General features: G+C 72.7%; 14 protein-coding genes and 1 pseudogene. 11 read left to right on the top strand and 4 right to left on the bottom strand.

The genetic code is table 11. The features are described 5' to 3' along the window. Positions 1-321: pseudogene (locus Q5694_RS30225) on the top strand (2-oxoacid:acceptor oxidoreductase subunit alpha); the annotation flags it as partial. Beyond that, on the top strand, positions 311-1,336 hold the full coding sequence (locus tag Q5694_RS30220; protein WP_333936655.1) for a 2-oxoacid:ferredoxin oxidoreductase subunit beta: 1,026 nt from the start codon (positions 311-313) through the stop codon (positions 1,334-1,336). The pseudogene Q5694_RS30225 and the gene Q5694_RS30220, both read left to right, overlap by 11 nt. Positions 1,337-1,415: 79 nt before the next feature. Here Q5694_RS30220 and Q5694_RS30215 read toward each other — a convergent pair whose 3' ends face one another. The 3 genes from Q5694_RS30215 to Q5694_RS30205 all read right to left on the bottom strand — a co-directional run bounded on the left by Q5694_RS30215 (position 1,416) and on the right by Q5694_RS30205 (position 5,113). After that, complete coding sequence (locus tag Q5694_RS30215; RefSeq protein ID WP_333936654.1) at positions 1,416-3,680, bottom strand: MMPL family transporter; 2,265 nt, start codon at positions 3,678-3,680, stop codon at positions 1,416-1,418. Between the two features lie 215 nt (positions 3,681-3,895). Continuing rightward, positions 3,896-4,402 carry a GtrA family protein gene (locus tag Q5694_RS30210; RefSeq protein WP_333936653.1) on the bottom strand — a complete coding sequence of 169 codons (507 nt, stop codon included), beginning with the start codon at positions 4,400-4,402 and terminating at the stop codon, positions 3,896-3,898. Between the two features lie 39 nt (positions 4,403-4,441). Then, entirely contained in the window at positions 4,442-5,113 is a 672-nt protein-coding gene (locus Q5694_RS30205; RefSeq protein WP_333936651.1) for a DUF4097 family beta strand repeat-containing protein, read from the bottom strand. Between the two features lie 347 nt (positions 5,114-5,460). On the opposite strand from Q5694_RS30205, the gene Q5694_RS30200 reads away from it, so the two are divergent. From Q5694_RS30200 to Q5694_RS30165, 7 genes are all read left to right on the top strand, one after another. Further along, positions 5,461-6,849, top strand: a complete 1,389-nt coding sequence (locus Q5694_RS30200; protein ID WP_333936650.1) for an MFS transporter — start codon at positions 5,461-5,463, stop codon at positions 6,847-6,849. 207 nt (positions 6,850-7,056) lie between these two features. Then, complete coding sequence (locus Q5694_RS34940; protein WP_443040970.1) at positions 7,057-7,806, top strand: helix-turn-helix domain-containing protein; 750 nt, start codon at positions 7,057-7,059, stop codon at positions 7,804-7,806. Positions 7,807-7,953: 147 nt separating this feature from the next. Beyond that, a complete protein-coding gene (locus tag Q5694_RS30185; RefSeq protein ID WP_333936649.1) occupies positions 7,954-8,829 on the top strand; it encodes an alpha/beta fold hydrolase in 876 nt (291 codons plus the stop codon). Between the two features lie 151 nt (positions 8,830-8,980). Beyond that, positions 8,981-10,246 carry a beta-ketoacyl-[acyl-carrier-protein] synthase family protein gene (locus Q5694_RS30180; protein WP_333936648.1) on the top strand — a complete coding sequence of 422 codons (1,266 nt, stop codon included), beginning with the start codon at positions 8,981-8,983 and terminating at the stop codon, positions 10,244-10,246. Beyond that, positions 10,243-11,487, top strand: coding sequence for a ketosynthase chain-length factor (locus Q5694_RS30175; protein WP_333936647.1), 1,245 nt, complete (start codon positions 10,243-10,245; stop codon positions 11,485-11,487). The genes Q5694_RS30180 and Q5694_RS30175 overlap by 4 nt, the downstream gene beginning before the upstream one ends. 77 nt (positions 11,488-11,564) lie before the next feature. After that, complete coding sequence (locus Q5694_RS30170) at positions 11,565-11,828, top strand: acyl carrier protein (protein WP_333936645.1); 264 nt, start codon at positions 11,565-11,567, stop codon at positions 11,826-11,828. Between the two features lie 11 nt (positions 11,829-11,839). Beyond that, positions 11,840-13,471, top strand: coding sequence for an FAD-binding oxidoreductase (locus tag Q5694_RS30165; RefSeq protein WP_333936644.1), 1,632 nt, complete (start codon positions 11,840-11,842; stop codon positions 13,469-13,471). Positions 13,472-13,538: 67 nt separating this feature from the next. Here Q5694_RS30165 and Q5694_RS30160 read toward each other — a convergent pair whose 3' ends face one another. Continuing rightward, entirely contained in the window at positions 13,539-13,847 is a 309-nt protein-coding gene (locus Q5694_RS30160; protein ID WP_333936643.1) for an antibiotic biosynthesis monooxygenase family protein, read from the bottom strand. Between the two features lie 134 nt (positions 13,848-13,981). Between Q5694_RS30160 and Q5694_RS30155 the strand changes: the two genes are divergently transcribed. Further along, on the top strand, positions 13,982-15,013 hold the full coding sequence (locus Q5694_RS30155) for an ATP-binding cassette domain-containing protein (RefSeq protein WP_333936642.1): 1,032 nt from the start codon (positions 13,982-13,984) through the stop codon (positions 15,011-15,013). Then, positions 15,010-15,834 (top strand): ABC transporter permease, encoded by an 825-nt coding sequence (locus Q5694_RS30150; protein ID WP_333936641.1) that lies wholly within the window; start codon positions 15,010-15,012, stop codon positions 15,832-15,834. The genes Q5694_RS30155 and Q5694_RS30150 overlap by 4 nt, the downstream gene beginning before the upstream one ends.

Here is a 15,834-nt window from a genome sequence, read left to right as displayed (position 1 = left end):
CCGGACGGCGCCCGCACCCTGGTGCTCGGCTGGGGATCCACCTACGGGCCGATCACCGCGGCGGTCCGCCGCCTGCGTGCCGCTCGGGAGCCCATCGCGCAGGCCCATCTGCGGCACCTCAACCCCTTCCCACGCAACCTCGGTGAGGTTCTGGCCCGCTACGAGCGCATCGTCGTCCCCGAGATGAACCTCGGCCAGCTGGCACTGCTGCTGCGCGCCAGGTATCTGGTCGACGCCCACTCCTACAACCAGGTCAACGGCATGCCGTTCAAGGCGCAGCAGCTCGCCGACGCACTGCGGGAGTTCCTCCATGAAGACTGAACTGAAGCTGTCCGCCAAGGACTTCAAGTCCGATCAGGAGGTGCGCTGGTGTCCGGGCTGCGGTGACTACGCCATCCTCGCCGCGGTGCAGGGCTTCATGCCCGAGTTGGGGCTGGCCAAGGAGAACATCGTCTTCGTCTCGGGCATCGGCTGCTCCTCCCGCTTCCCGTACTACATGAACACCTACGGGATGCACTCCATCCACGGCCGCGCCCCCGCCATCGCCACCGGCCTGGCCGGCTCGCGCCGGGATCTGTCGGTGTGGGTGGTCACCGGTGACGGCGACGCGCTGTCCATCGGCGGCAACCACCTCATCCACGCCCTGCGCCGCAACGTCAACCTCAAGATCCTGCTGTTCAACAACCGCATCTACGGCCTGACCAAGGGCCAGTACTCGCCCACCTCCGAGGTCGGCAAGATCACCAAGTCGACGCCGATGGGCTCCCTGGACGCCCCCTTCAACCCGGTGTCACTGGCCCTCGGCGCCGAGGCCTCCTTCGTGGCCCGCACCGTCGACTCCGACCGCAAGCACCTCACCGAGGTGCTGCGCCAGGCCGCCGCCCACGAGGGCACCGCCCTGATCGAGATCTACCAGAACTGCAACATCTTCAACGACGGCGCCTTCGACGCGCTGAAGGACAAGGAGCAGGCCCAGGAGGCGGTGATCCGGCTGGAGCACGGCCGGCCGATCCGCTTCGGCGCCGACGGGGCCAAGGGCGTGGTGCGCGACCAGCTCACCGGGGACCTGCGGGTGGTCGCCGTGACCCCGGACAACGAAAGCCGGATCCTCGTCCACGACGCGCACTCCCCCTCGCCCACCACCGCCTTCGCGCTGTCCCGGCTGGCCGACCCGGACACCCTGCACCACACCCCGATCGGTGTGTTCCGCTCGGTCCAGCGGCCCGTCTACGACACGCAGATGGCCGACCAGCTCGACACGGCCGTCGAGCAGCACGGCAAGGGCGACCTCGCCGCGCTGCTGGCCGGCGGCGACACCTGGACCGTCGTCGGCTGATCCGGCGGCCGATGCGCGACGGCCCGGCGCGACCTGGTCCAGGTCGCGCCGGGCCGCTCTCACGCACCCGTGCGGCGGGTCAGTGCACGAGGTCGGGCTCGGCCTCCGGGCTGCTCCGCGGGGCCGGCGGTGTGGCGGGCTGAAGGCGCCGCTGGAGCTTCTCGCCCTCCACGTCGACGTTCGGCAGCAGCCGGTCCAGCCAGCGCGGCAGCCACCATGCGGCGTTCCCGAGCAGCGAGTGCACGGCGGGCACGATGACCATGCGGACCACGAAGGCGTCGAACAGGACGGCCGCGGCGAGGCCGAAGCCCATCATCGCGACCAGGTCGTCGGCCTCGAAGATGAAGCCCGAGAAGACGCTGATCATGATGATCGCGGCGGCCGCGACCACCCGGCCGCTGTGGCGGAAGCCCGTGACGACGGCGGCCTCCGCCGAGGCGCCGTGGACGTACGCCTCCCGCATCCGCGTCACCAGGAACACCTCGTAGTCCATGGCGAGGCCGAACACCACGCCGATCATGAAGATCGGCAGCGTGGTCATGATGGGCCCGGTCTGCTCGACACCGAAGAACCCGGAGGCCCAGCCGAGTTGGAAGACCGCGACCAGCGCGCCGAGCGCGGCGCCCACCGAGAGCAGGAAGCCGAGCGCCGCCTTCAGCGGAACCAGCAGCGAGCGGAACACCAGGAGCAGCAGCAGGAAGGCCAGGCCGACCACCAGCCCCAAGTAGGGCAGCAGGGCGTCGGACAGGGTCTGGGAGAAGTCGCTGACGAGCGCGGTCTGGCCGGTCACCAGGACCTCCGTGGCGCCCGAGGACGCCTCGAGCGCCGTGGCCCGCGTGCGGATGTCCTTGACCAGGTCCTCGGTGGCGGCGTCGGTCGGGCCCGTCTTCGGGACGATGCTGAAGATGGCGGTGTCGCCGGCCTTGTTGGCGGTGGCCGGGGACACCGAGGCGACGGCGCCGTCCTTCTTCAGTTCCGCGCCGACCTTGTCCCCGGCGGCGGCCGCGTCCTTGCCCTCGACGGTGACCGTCAGCGGGCCGTTGAAGCCGGGGCCGAAGGACTCGGACAGCAGGTCGTAGGCCTTGCGCTGGGTGGTGTCGGTGGCCATCGTGCCCTCGCCGGGCAGACCCAGTTCCAGTTTGGTGGCGGGCAGGGCGAGCGCCCCGAGGCCGACCACCGCGAGGAGCAGCACCCCGAGGGGGCGGCGCACGACGAAGGAAGCCCAGCGGGTGGACAGGGCGGGCTTGGTCCGCGCGGCCAGCTTGGCCGCCTTCTCCTCGGACTTGCGCAGCTTGCGCGCCGACAGCGGCTTCTTGACCTGTACGAGGCGCCGGTCGGCGACCCGCAGGACCCGGCGCGGCGCGAAGCCGAGCAGGGCCGGCACGAAGGTGACCGCGATCAGTACGGCGACGGCGACCGTACCCGCCGCGGCGAGCGCCATCTTGGTGAGGATCGGGATGCCGACGACCGCGAGGCCGCCCAGCGCGATGATGACGGTGAGCCCGGCGAAGACGACGGCCGAACCGGCGGTGCCGGTCGCGATCCCCGCGGCTTCCTGCGGCATACGGCCCTCGGCGACCTCGGAGCGGTAGCGGGAGACGATGAAGAGGGCGTAGTCGATGCCGACCGCGAGGCCGATCATCATCGCCAGCGTCGAGGTCGTGGCGGACAGGCCCAGCGTGGAGCCCAGCGCGGCGATGCCGGAGACGCCGACACCCACGCCGATCAGGGCGGTCAGCAGCGGCATGCCGGCGGCGATCACCGAGCCGAAGGTGAGGAACAGCACGATGGCCGAGATCAGCACACCCGCCTGTTCACCGGTGCCGGAGACCGTCTGCTCGATCGGGACGGCGTCACCGCCGGCCTCCACGGTCAGTCCGCCGTCGCGAGCCCGGTCGGTGGCCTCGGTGAGGGCGTCGTGCGCCTCGTCGGTGAGTTCGGGCGCGGCGACCTCGTAGGACACCACCGCGTACGCGGTACGGCGGTCGCCGCTGATGGTGCCGGCGGCGAACGGATCGGCCACGCGCGCCACTTGGGGCGCCTTGCCGAGTTCGCCGAGAAGCTTGCCGATCGCCGGCTTCTCGTCGGCGATCGTCCTGCCCTCGGGCGCCTGGATCACCACACGGGCGGTGGCACCGTCGGCACCCGCGTCGGGGAACTTCTCCTCGAGCAGGTCGAACGCCTTCTGCGACTCGGTGCCAGGCATCGAGAACTGTTCGGTCGGCGGTGTGGGTGCGGAGGAGGCCGCGGACCCGACGCCCACGACGATCAGCACCCACAACAGGGTCATGAGGCCACGTCGCCGAAAGGCGAGACGGCCGAGTTTGTACAGGAAGGTAGCCACGGGTAACCGCACTTCCGTCGAGTGAAGGGGAGGAGTTTTCCGAGGGGGCCCGCCGCCCCGGGCGAGCCCGGGGCGGCGGCTGCGAGACGCACACACGGTGACCCCGCGCGCGGGCGAAGGGCCGGGTTCTGTGGCGGTACGGCAGTGATGCTGCAGCGATGGTCGAGCGGACGGGCGGGTTTCGGCCGGCGGCCCGGGCCGGTGAGCCCGTTCGGCTAGGCAGCCGTCGCCAGAGCCGCCACACCCGCCGTGCCGTGCTGCCGCAGGGGCCGCACGGGGTGGCCGTGGCGGGCGGCGAAGACGTGGCAGCGCAGGACGAGGAAGCGGCCGGTGCCGACGAGGCCCGAGGCGACCAGGTAGACGAGCTGCTCGGTCAGCAGGCCGGGGGAGGGCCGCAGGAGGTGCAGGACCCCCACGGCGAGGGTGGTGGCCAGGTAGGCGGCCGTCGCCGAACCCGCGGACTGCCAGTGCTCGCGCCATGCGGCGCGCCGCCCCTTGGCGAAGGTGAAGCGCGCGTGCAGTTCGGTGCACAGCAGGGTCGAGGCCACGGTGACCGCCGCGTTCGCGGCCGCCCAGGGGATCACCGTCGCCAGCAGGGGGACGGTGAGGCCGCAGAGGACTCCGACACCGCCGCCGAGGAGGACGAACCGGAGGAAGGAGGCGAAGGGGCCCGGGCCGGCCGGAGCCGCCACGGCGGGCTGGTGTGCGAGCGGCTGCTTCATGGCGGCGTCCTTCCTCGACGGGCCGGTGCGGGGGCGCTGTTACAGGCTGCGGGCGGTGATGTCGCCGTAGGAGGTGGTGGCGTGGACGGTCAGTTCGGCGGCGGAACCGGCGGTGTTCGTCAGGGAGTTGTCGACCCGGCCGTAACCGGTGCCGGCGTCGAGGGTGGCGGAGGTGCCGCGGGCGGCGGCGACGGTGATGGCGCCCTGCTCGGTGCGCAGGGTGAGCGTGCCGCGTACGGCCTCGTTGACGGTCAGGTCGCCCTTGCGAGTGGTCAGTTCGGCGCTGCCGTCCAGCCGGCCGACAGTGATGTCGCCCGCTTGGAGCGACAGCCGTGCGTTTGCGGTTTCGTCGAGCTCGACGGTGCCCTGGGCGCCCTCGAAGGCGACGTCACCGAGACGTCCGGTGGTGCGGAACTCGCCGTCGGCGGCCTTCGCCTCGACCCGGGAGCCGGCCGGCAGCCCGACGGTCACCTCCAGGGAGCCGGAGGCGCCGGTGAGCGGGTTGGCCTCGGCGCGGGTCTCGATGCGCAGCACACCGTCGGCGTAGGAGACCTCGGTCTGTTCCGCCGTCCTGGCGTCCCGGGCCTTGGAGGGGTCGGACGGGCGGACCTCGACGGTGGTCTCGGCCCGGTCGGTGGCCGCGAACCGGATGCGCCCGGCGGGGACGTCCAGGACGACGGACACGGGGGAGGGGGTCTTGAACGTCTGCATCTCGGGCTCCTTGCTCGGTCTTTCCGACATGAGAAACGCTACGTTGCATTCATGGATTCGACAACGGGGTTGTTGCACACAATCGCTGTATCTGCAGGTAGACAGCCTCAAATCGTTGCAACGGTCCCGAATTTAACGCAACACCCCTCGCCAGATGTCGTTGCAATGAATGCGAGTGAAGGTATCCGGTGCCCGATGCGCAGACTGCCGTTCCAGCCTGCTGAACCGGCCCCGCGGAGCGCGCCGGGCGATCCTTCGACCGCCCCTCGAGCGGGGCTGCGCCGGTCTTCCGGCGGTCCTCGGGATGGTGGACGGCGACCGCCCGTCCGTGCTCGAGGAGGCCGCTCATGACCGTGCAGGTGCCGCAACCGGCGGTGGTGCCCGAGGCCCCCGCACGGCACGGCCGCGGCCGGGCCGGGAAGGCCGCCGCCCTGGCCGTGATCGCCGGCTGCAACGCGATGATCCAGCTGGACGACCCGATCGTGAACATCGCGCTGCCGGGCCTGCGCGAGGGGCTCGGGCTGTCCGCGGTGAGCGCGGCCTGGGTCGTCAACGCCTACCTGCTCGCCTTCGGCGGCCTGCTGCTGCTCGGCGGCCGGGCCGGTGACCTCCTGGGCCGCCGCAAGGTGTTCCTGGCAGGCGTCGCCCTCTTCACGGCGGCCGCGGCACTGCGGGGCTTCGCCCGGTCCGCCGAGTTCCTGATCGCCGTACGGGCGGTGCAGGGCGCCGGTGCGGCGCTCGCCGCGCCGAGCGGGCTCGCCCTGCTGCTCAGCACGTTCGGCGAGGGCCCCGCCCGCAAGCGGGCCATCGCGGTGTGCACCATGGCGGGCGCGGCCAGCACCGCCGGGGGGCTGCTCCTTGCGGGCACCCTCACGTCGCTCAGCTCCTGGCGCTGGGTGCTCAGCCTCGATGTCCCCCTGGGCGTGGCGATCGTGCTGCTGGCTCCGTTCGTCCTCGACGAGACGCCCCGCCACCGCGGCCGGTTCGACCTTCCCGGCGCCCTGCTGTCCGCCCTGGGCGCCGCCCTGCTGGTGTACGGGCTGGCGCAGGCCGCCGAGCGGGACTGGAGCGATCCGGTGGTCGCCGGCTGCGTGTTCGGCGGCGTGCTGACGCTGGCGGTCTTCGCGGCCGTCGAGCGGCGGGCGCAGCAGCCCATCGTGGTGCCGCGGCTGTTCGCCGACCGCGACCGGCTGCTCGCCTTCCTCGGCACGCTCGCCGTGCCCGGTGCCCTGATCGGCACCTACTTCTTCCTCAACCAGCACTTCCAGCAGCAGCACGGCTGGTCGGCGCTGGCCACCGCCGGCGCGCTGCTGCCGCTGCCGGTGACCATGGCCGTGACCGCGGTGGCCGCCGTGCGCCTGGAACGGCGCATCGGCATCCGCCGGTTGTGGGTCACGGGCGCCGTGCTGCTGATGAGCGGGAACCTGTGGCTCTCCACGCTTGCGGCGGGCGACGGCTACGCCGTGACGGTGCTGCCGGCCCTGATCCTGCTCGGCGCGGGCATGGCGTGCTGTGTACTGCCGCCGACCGTCCTGGCCACCTCGGGATTGCGCGGCGACGAGGCGGGCACGGCCGCCGGTGTCCTGAACTCCTCGCAGTCCGTGGGCGGTTCCATCGGCCTGGCCACACTCGTCGCGGTCTCCTCGCACACCGGCGGGATGCCGGGCGGGTTCACCACCGGGGCGGCTTTCGCGGGCTGCGCGCTGCTGGCGGCGCTGCTCCTGCGGCGCCGCTGAAAGCGCCCCCGGGCGTCGTTTCGGACGACGGAAACGCTACGTTGCATTCGAGATGTCGGCAAGGTCGGCCGACCGAACGGGCAGGTGAGGACGGGCGAGAAGCAAGCAGCGGGTGCCGGGCCGGCAACATCCTCACTCCCTCCGCGTTGCAATGAATGAGGGGCGAAAGCTATGCTGCCCCTCCGACGCACGCCGAAGGAGACCGCGATGCCGGGAGGCAGGCTCACCCAGCAGGAGCGCCAGCAGATCGCGCTGGGCCTGGCCGACGGCCTTCCCTACGCGGAGATCGCCAGGCGCCTGGACCGGCCCACCTCGACGATCACGCGCGAGGTGATGCGCAACGGCGGCCCCACCGCCTACCGCGCGGACCTCGCGCACCTCGCCACCGAGCGCCGCGCCCACCGCCGCCGGCAGGCCGCGCCCCGGGGTGGACAGCGCACTCCCGAGCAGCCCCACGGGCGCGACGCCGAGGCGGTGCGCGCCTACGAGGAGACCCTGACCACCGTCTTCATGGCCTCGGGCATGCCCAAGATGATGTCCAGGGTGCTGGTCTGCCTCTACACCACCGACGAGGGCAGCCTCACCGCCGCCGAGCTCGTCCAGCGTCTCCAGGTCAGCCCGGCGTCCATCTCCAAGGCCATCACCTTCCTGGAGAGCCAGGGCCTGGTCCGGCGGGAGCGCGACGAACGCCGCCGGGAGCGCTACGTCGTCGGTGACGACGTCTGGTACCAGGCGATGATCGCCAGTGCCCGCTCCCTCACCCAGGTCGTCGAGGTCTCCCGGCAGGGCATCGGCGTCCTCGGCCCCGGCACCCCGGCCGCCACCCGCCTGGAGAACGTCGCCCGCTTCCTCGACTTCGTCCAGGAGAGCACCATCCGCGCGGCGGAACAGGCCCGCGAGGTGCTGCACACCCGGCCCGAATCGGTGCGGGACGAAACCGCCGCCGCGCGGTCCTGACCGCCGAGCCGGCGGCCGGCGCTCGGCTCAGGACGTTCCCGCACGAGGCACCCGGTGAGCGATGAGTCCCGGCGGCGGGCCGGGTCTGCGCCGGCATGACGGGCAACTGCGCTGACATCCCGGCCTCCGAAGGGGCCCGGTGATCCCATGACCGCGGTCGACGCCGACGGGATCGTCCTGGGCGCCGAGTCGTTCGGCGACCACCACGCGCCGCTCGTTGTGCTCGCGGGCGGGACGACGATGCTCTCCTGGCCCGACGCGCTGTGCGAGGGCCCCGCCGCCGGGCGCCGCGTCGTGCGCCACGACCTGCGTGACAGCGGGGAGCCGACGTCGGTGGACCCGGAGGCGCCCGCCTCCACCCTGCGCGACCTCGCCGCCGACGCGGCGGCCCTGGCCCGCGCGCCGGGCGGCGGGCCCGCGCACCTCGCGGGCATCGGTGTCGGCGGGACGGTCGCGCAGGTGGCCGTGCTCGACCATCCGGGTGCGTTCCCGGCGCTCACCCCGGTCGGCACGTGCGCGGTCGCGCCCGGCCCGCCCGACGACGACCTCCCCGACCACGACGGGGCGACGATGCGCCGGCTCTTCGCACGTGCGATGCCCGACTCGACCGACCGCGAGGCGGTGGCCGGGTACGCCGCCGCCGGCGCAGGAACCCGCGGCGACGACCCCACCGCCGCGCGCGTGCTCGCCGCGCGCGTCCGGGACCGCACACCCGGCACCGCCCCACCGGTCCAGACGGCCAACCAGACGGGCATGGTGTTCTCCAGGCTCGACCGCACACCCCGGTGGCGGGAGCGCCTGCCCGGGACCGCGGTCCCCACGCTCGTCGTCCACGGCCGCCGCGACCGGTTCTTCCCCGTCGGCAACGGCGAGGCGATCGCGCGCGCGATCCCCGGGGCGCGGCTCCTCGTCCTCCAGGAGGCCGCCGCGGCGGTCCCGGATGCCGCGGTCGGTGAAGTCCGCGAGGGGATGCTCGCACTCGGGTGGGCAACGGCGCGCCCCGCGGTCGCAGCATCCGAGTGACCCGCCCGCCGGGCACCTGCGGTCAGGGCACCCGTGAGGCGGGCCGGCCCCTCTGATGGCATGTTCAAGCCATTCTCCAGGTCCATCGGCGACGCTCGGACGGTAGCCGAGGTGGTCGTGACACCTGGAGGACAACTGTGAGGGACAGCCGATGAGACGGGCCGTGATCACCGGTATCGGAGTGGTCGCCCCGGGCGGGGTGGGTACCAAGGAGTTCTGGTCGGTGCTCACCGCGGGCCGTACGGCGACTCGAGGCATCACCCTGTTCGACCCGGCCCAGTTCCGGTCCCGCATCGCCGCCGAGGTGGACTTCGTCCCCGAGGCGCACGGGCTCGGCGCGGCCGAAGCCGAGAGACTCGACCGGGCCGCGCAGTTCGCGGTGGTGAGCGCGCGGGAGGCACTGGCGGACAGCGGCCTGGCCGGAGGACTCGACCCGCTGCGGACCGGCGTCGCGCTCGGCAGCGCCGTCGGCTGCACCACCGGGCTGGACGTCGAGTACGCGGCGGTCAGCGAGAACGGCGCGCACTGGCTCGTCGATCACACGCGGGCCGTCAGCCACCTCTTCGACTACTTCGTGCCCAGCTCGCTGGCCGCCGAGGTGGCCCACACCGTCGGCGCCCAGGGACCGGTGTCGCTGGTCTCGACGGGCTGCACCTCGGGCCTGGACTCCGTCGGGCACGCCGTGGAACTCATCCGCGAGGGCAGCGCCGACGTCATGGTCACCGGAGCCACGGAGGCGCCGATCTCACCCATCACCGTCGCCTGCTTCGACGCCATCAAGGCCACCAGCCCCCGCAACGACGAGCCGGAGACGGCCTCCAGGCCCTTCGACCGCACGCGCAACGGATTCGTGCTCGGTGAGGGCTCGGCGGTTCTGGTCGTCGAGGAACTGGAGCACGCCCGACGGCGCGGCGCGCACGTGTACGCCGAGATAGCCGGCTTCGCCAGCCGCAGCAACGCCTACCACATGACCGGACTGCGGTCGGACGGCAAGGAGATGGCCGAGGCCATCGGCGCCGCGCTGGACGAGGCCCGGCTCACCCCCGGCGACATCGACTACATCAACGCCCACGGTTCGGGCACCAAGCAGAACGACCGGCACGAGACGGCCGCGTTCAAGCGCAGCCTCGGTGCCCGCGCCCACGAGGTGCCCGTCAGCTCCATCAAGTCGATGATCGGGCACTCGCTCGGCGCCATCGGCTCCCTGGAGGTGGCGGCCAGCGCCCTGGCCATCGAGCACGGCACCGTGCCCCCCACGGCCAACCTCCACGAACCCGACCCCGCCTGCGACCTGGACTACACCCCGCTCGTGGCCCGTGAGCAGGTGACCGACGCGGTCCTCACCGTGGGCAGCGGCTTCGGCGGATTCCAGAGCGCCATGATCCTGACCCGCCCACACCCGGGAGCGAGCGCATGACGACCGGTATCTCCCCCACGTCGGTCCGCACCGGCGCCGCCGTGGTCACCGGGATCGGCGTCGCCGCCCCCAACGGGCTCGGTGCCGAGGCCTGGTGGGCCGCGGTGCTGCGCGGCGAGAGCGGCATCCGGCGCCTCACCCGGTTCGACGCCTCCGGGTACCCGGCGCGTCTCGCGGGCGAGGTGCCCGGATTCGTCGCCGAGGACCACGTACCGAGCCGTCTGCTGTCGCAGACCGACCAGGTGACCCGGCTGTCGCTGGTGGCCGCCGAGGAGGCCCTGCGCGACGCCGGCGTCGACCCGGCCGAGCTGCCCGAGTACGCCGCCGGTGTGGTCACCGCCAGTTCCGCGGGCGGCTTCGAGTTCGGCCAGCGGGAACTGCAGGCGCTGTGGAGCAAGGGCGGCCAGCACGTCAGCGCGTACCAGTCCTTCGCCTGGTTCTACGCGGTCAACACCGGCCAGATCTCCATCCGGCACGGGCTGCGCGGCGCCAGCGGCGTGCTGGTGACCGAGCAGGCGGGCGGGCTCGACGCCGTCGGCCAGGCCCGCCGTCAGCTCCGCAAGGGTTCCTCCCTCGTCGTCACCGGCGCGGTCGACTCCGGCCTGTGCCCGTGGGGCTGGACCGCACACCTCGCCGAGGGACGCATCAGCCTCAGTGACGACCCCGGCCGGGCCTTCCTGCCGTTCTCCGCCGACGCCTGCGGATACGTCCCCGGTGAGGGGGGCGCCCTGCTGGTGCTGGAGGACGCCGAGGCCGCGCACACCCGCGACGCCCGGGTCTACGGGAAGGTCGCCGGGTACGCGTCCACCTTCGACCCGGCCCCGGCGGCCGGGGGAGGGTCACGGCTCGGCGCCGCGGCCGAACTCGCCCTGGCCGACGCCGGAGTGCGGCCCGATCAGGTCGACGTGGTCTTCGCCGACGCCGCCGGTGAACGCGCGGCCGACCGTGCCGAGGCCGAGGTGCTCGCCGAACTGTTCGGGGAGCGCGGCGTGCCGGTGACCGCGCCCAAGAGCATGACGGGCCGCCTCGCCGCCGGGGGCTCCTCCCTGGACCTGGCCGCGGCCCTGTTCTCGGTGCGGGACCAGGTGATACCCCCCACCGTCGGCACCGTGCGCCCCGCGGACGACTGCCCCCTGGATCTGGTGACCGGTGCGCCGCGCCGTGACGTCGAGGTGCGGACCGCACTGGTGCTGGCCCGCGGGCGGGGCGGCTTCAACTCCGCCGCCGTGGTCCGCTCCTGAACACGCGGCCCGGGGCCGTCACGCCGTGACGGCCCCGGCCCCCTGACCGAAGTCCGTACCGAAGGAAGAGGTAGACCGTGAACCAGCTGGAACTCACCGACCTGACCACCCTGCTGCGCGAGTGCGCCGGCCAGGACGAGGGCGTGGACCTGGACGGCGACATCCTGGACGTCCCGTTCGTCGAGCTCGGTTACGACTCCCTGGCGGTCCTCCAGACCACCGGGCGCATCGAGAGGGACTTCGATCTGATCCTGGACGAGGACGCCATCGACGAGGCGGAGACCCCGCGCGCGTACCTGGAACTGATCAACCGGGCGCTGTCCGAGCGCGCCGCCGTCTGAGCGGGGGAGTGATGACTGCTCCGAACCGCCGGCGCTTCGTCACCGGGACCATCGCCGCGGCGGCGAGCGCCGGCGTCGCCGGCGGCGCCGGCGTCGCGAACGCCGCGACGTCCGGGACCTCGGCGACCGGACAGAACGCCGTCGTGGTCGACCCGTCGGACCCGCGCTACGAGGACCTCGCCGTGCGCGGCAGCAACAAGAGGTTCTCCACCCGCCCGGACGCCTTCCTCCTGGCGACCACCACGGACCAGGTGGTGCGGGCCGTGCAGAGGGCCGTACGGGAGGGCAAGCGCATCGCGGTGCGCAGCGGCGGGCACTGCTACGAGAACTTCGTGGGGGACGCGGCCGTCCGGCGGGTCATCGACCTGGCCGGGATGGACACCGTGCGCTGGGACGCGGCACGCGGGGCGTTCGAGGTGGGCGCGGGTGCCCGGCTCGCGGACGTCTACCGCACCCTCTACTACGGCTGGGGCGTGACCATCCCGGGCGGCGCCAGTGCGACGGTCGCCGCGGGCGGTCACGTGCAGGGCGGCGGTTACGGTGCCCTGTCCCGGCGTCACGGCATCTCCAGCGACCACCTCCAGGCGGTCGAGGTCGTGGTCGTGGACGCCTCCGGACGCGCCCGTGCGGTCATCGCCACACGGGAGGCCCGTGATCCGCACCGGGAACTGTGGTGGGCCCACACCGGTGCGGGGGGCGGCAACTTCGGTGTCGTCACCCGGTACTGGTTCCGCTCCCCCTCCGCCCGGGGCGGTGACCCGGCCGCGGCGCTCCCGCGCCCGCCGGGCAGCGTCCTGGCCGCCAGTGTGATGTTCCCGCGCGAGGGCATGACCAAGAGCGCGTTCCGCACCCTGGTCGGCAACCACGGACGCTGGCACGAACGCAACAGCGGCCCCCGCTCGCCGTACACCGGGCTGTTCAGCGGGCTGGTGCTGCTGGGCCGTCAGGCGCAGGACGACCAGGGTCTGAGCGCGATCGCCTTCACCCACCTGGACGCGACCCTGCCCCGTGCGGAGGCGCTGCTGAAGGACCACGTCGACGCCCTCGGCGCCGGAGTGGGCGTCGAGGCGTACACCGCGCCGACGGAGACCCTGCCGTGGATGGCGTCGGTGGAGGCGCTGGCCACGGCCCAGGACGCGGAGACCGGTCGCCAGAAGATCAAGTCGTCGTACCTGCGGCGGTCGTTCACCGACGAGCAGATCGACGTCCTGTACGACTTCCTGGGCAGCACCGAGCACAGCAACGAGACCAGCTCGGTGTCCATCCAGTCGTACGGCGGCAAGGTCAACACCGTCCACCCCGGGGCGACGGCGTCCGCGCAGCGGGACTCGGTGATGAAGGCGCTGTTCATGAACACGTGGCAGGACCCCGAGCACGACGCGGTGAACGTGGACTGGCTGCGCCGTCTCTACGCGGGTGTCTACCGGGACACCGGCGGCGTGCCGGCGCCGGGGGAGCGCAGCGACGGCTGCTTCGTCAACTTCCCCGACATCGACATGGCCGACCCGAGGTGGAACACCTCCGGCGTGCCCTGGCACACGCTCTACTACGGCGCCAACTACCGCCGCCTGCAGGCGGTCAAGGCCGTGTGGGACCCCGCAGACGTGTTCCACCATCCGCTGTCGGTGAAGGCCGCGCGCTGAGGCAGTGCACGAGCGAGCGGGCGGCCCCTGCGGTCAGGGGCCGCCCGCTCGCTCGTGCGCGGGGCGCTCAACTCTTCGCGGTGGTGGCGGAGGTGCGCTCCATCACCGGCGCGTACAGGTTCGGCTCGCTGGTGCTCAGGGTGCGCAGGGCGGCGGCGTGCGGGGCGAAGTCCGGGTGGGTGACGGCCGCCCGGAAGGACTCGGTGTCCGCCCACTCGGCGACGTTGACGTAGCTGCCGGGCTGCTCGCTGTGGCGCAGCAGCCGGTGGCTGAGGAATCCGGGACGGTCGTGGAAGAAGGCCGAGGTGTCCTCGAAGAGCCGTTCGAACTCCTCGGGCGGGCCGGTGACCGTGAAGCGGTTGATGAAGGTGACCACGTGCTCCTCCGTGCCGGTGGGCGTGCGCTGACGTCCCGACGCTTCCGCCCGCCGGTCGAGCGGGACTCGAAGGCGGGCCGAGCGGTGGCCCCCACACTGCTCAGCACGTCAACCATTTCTGCGGAAGGACATCCATGGGATCCGACTACGCGATCCTCGCCGAGAACCTGTGCAAGCGGTACGGCGCGGCCCCGGCTCTGAACGGGTTCCATCTGCGGGTGCCGGAGGGGACCGTCCACGGACTGCTCGGCCCCAACGGTGCGGGCAAGACCACCGCGGTGCGCATCCTGTCCACGCTGGCCCGGCTGGACGAGGGCCGCGCCGAGGTCGCCGGCTTCGACGTGGCCCGCCACAGCGCCGAGGTACGGGCCAGGATCGGGTTGCTCGGCCAGTACGCGGCCGTCGACGAGGTGCTCAGCGGGCGGCAGAACCTGGTGATGTTCGGCCGGCTGTACCACCTGGGGAAGCGGGCGGCGATGGAGCGCGCGGACGCGCTGCTGGAGCAGTTCGGGCTCGCCGGCACCGGCGCCAAGCAGGTGAAGGACTACTCGGGCGGCATGCGGCGGCGCCTGGACCTGGCGGCCAGCCTGATCCTCGCGCCCCGGGTGCTGTTCCTCGACGAGCCGACGACGGGACTGGACCCGCGCAGTCGCAACGAGGTGTGGGCCGCGGTGCGTTCACTGGTCGACGACGGCACGACCGTCCTGCTGACCACGCAGTACCTGGACGAGGCGGACCAGCTCGCCGACCGGATCTCGGTCATCGCGTCGCCGGGCGGCGCGGGCGGGCGGGTGATCGCCGAGGGCAGGCCCGACGAGCTGAAGTCGGCCATCGGCGGCGACCGGATCGACGTCACGGTCCGCGACTCCGCCGACCTCGCCGCCGCGGCCGGGGTGCTGGCGCGGATCACCGGCCGGGACACCGACACCGACGCGGAGAACCGCCGCGTGGGCGTGCCGGTCCAGGACCGGGTCGTCGCGCTGACCGAGACGGTGCGCGCACTGGGCGACGCGGGTGTGGTGGCCGAGGACATCGCACTGCGCCGCCCGACCCTGGACGAGGTGTTCCTGCACCTCACCGGGGCCCAGAAGGACACCCGCGACGACGCGGACACCGAGACGGTCCGGACGGACCGCGACGAGAACAAGGAAGAGGTGACGGTGTGACCACCGCAGCCCCGCAGCACACGACCGGGGCGGGCGGCGCCCGCTGGGCCCTGTCCGACTCCTGGGTCCTGACCGGCCGCTCCCTGGCCCACTGGGCGCGCAACCCCGCTCCGGTCGTCATCGGGCTGCTCTTCCCGATCATGATGGTGCTGATGTTCGGGTACCTCTTCGGCGGCGCGATGCAGGTGCCCGGAGGCGGCAACTACCGCGAGTTCCTGGTGCCGGGCATGTTCGCCATGACGATGGTCTTCGGCATCGAGGTGACCATGCTGGCCGTGATCAGCGACGCCGCCAAGGGCGTCACCGACCGGTTCCGCGCGATGCCCACGTCCTCCGCGGCGGTGGTGACCGGCCGCAGCATCGCCGACATGCTCAACTCGGTCCTCGCACTGACGGTGATGATCCTGTGCGGACTGGCCGTCGGCTGGCGGGCCGACAACGGGGCGGGCCAGGCGCTCGCGGCCGTCGGACTGCTCCTGCTGCTGCGCTTCGCACTGCTGTGGGTGGGCATCTACCTCGGACTCGTCTTCACGGACACGGCCGCCGTCACGGCCGTGCAGACCCTGGTGTGGCCGCTCGGCTTCCTGTCGAACGCGTTCGTCTCGCCGGACACCATGCCGGGCTGGCTCGCCGCGGTCTCCGAGTGGAATCCGCTGTCGGCGACGGTGACGGCGGCGCGCGAACTGTTCGGCAACCCCGGGTACGACACCGGGACATGGGCGTCGGATCAGGCCATCGTCATGGCCGTGATCTGGCCGCTGGTCATTTTCGCGATCTTCTTCCCGCTGTCCGTGCGACGCTACCAGCGGCTCGGCCGCTGA

The organism is Streptomyces sp. AHA2 (genome assembly GCF_036857595.1).
GTDB lineage: Bacteria > Actinomycetota > Actinomycetes > Streptomycetales > Streptomycetaceae > Streptomyces.
This window is presented reverse-complemented; position numbering and strand designations above follow the sequence as displayed.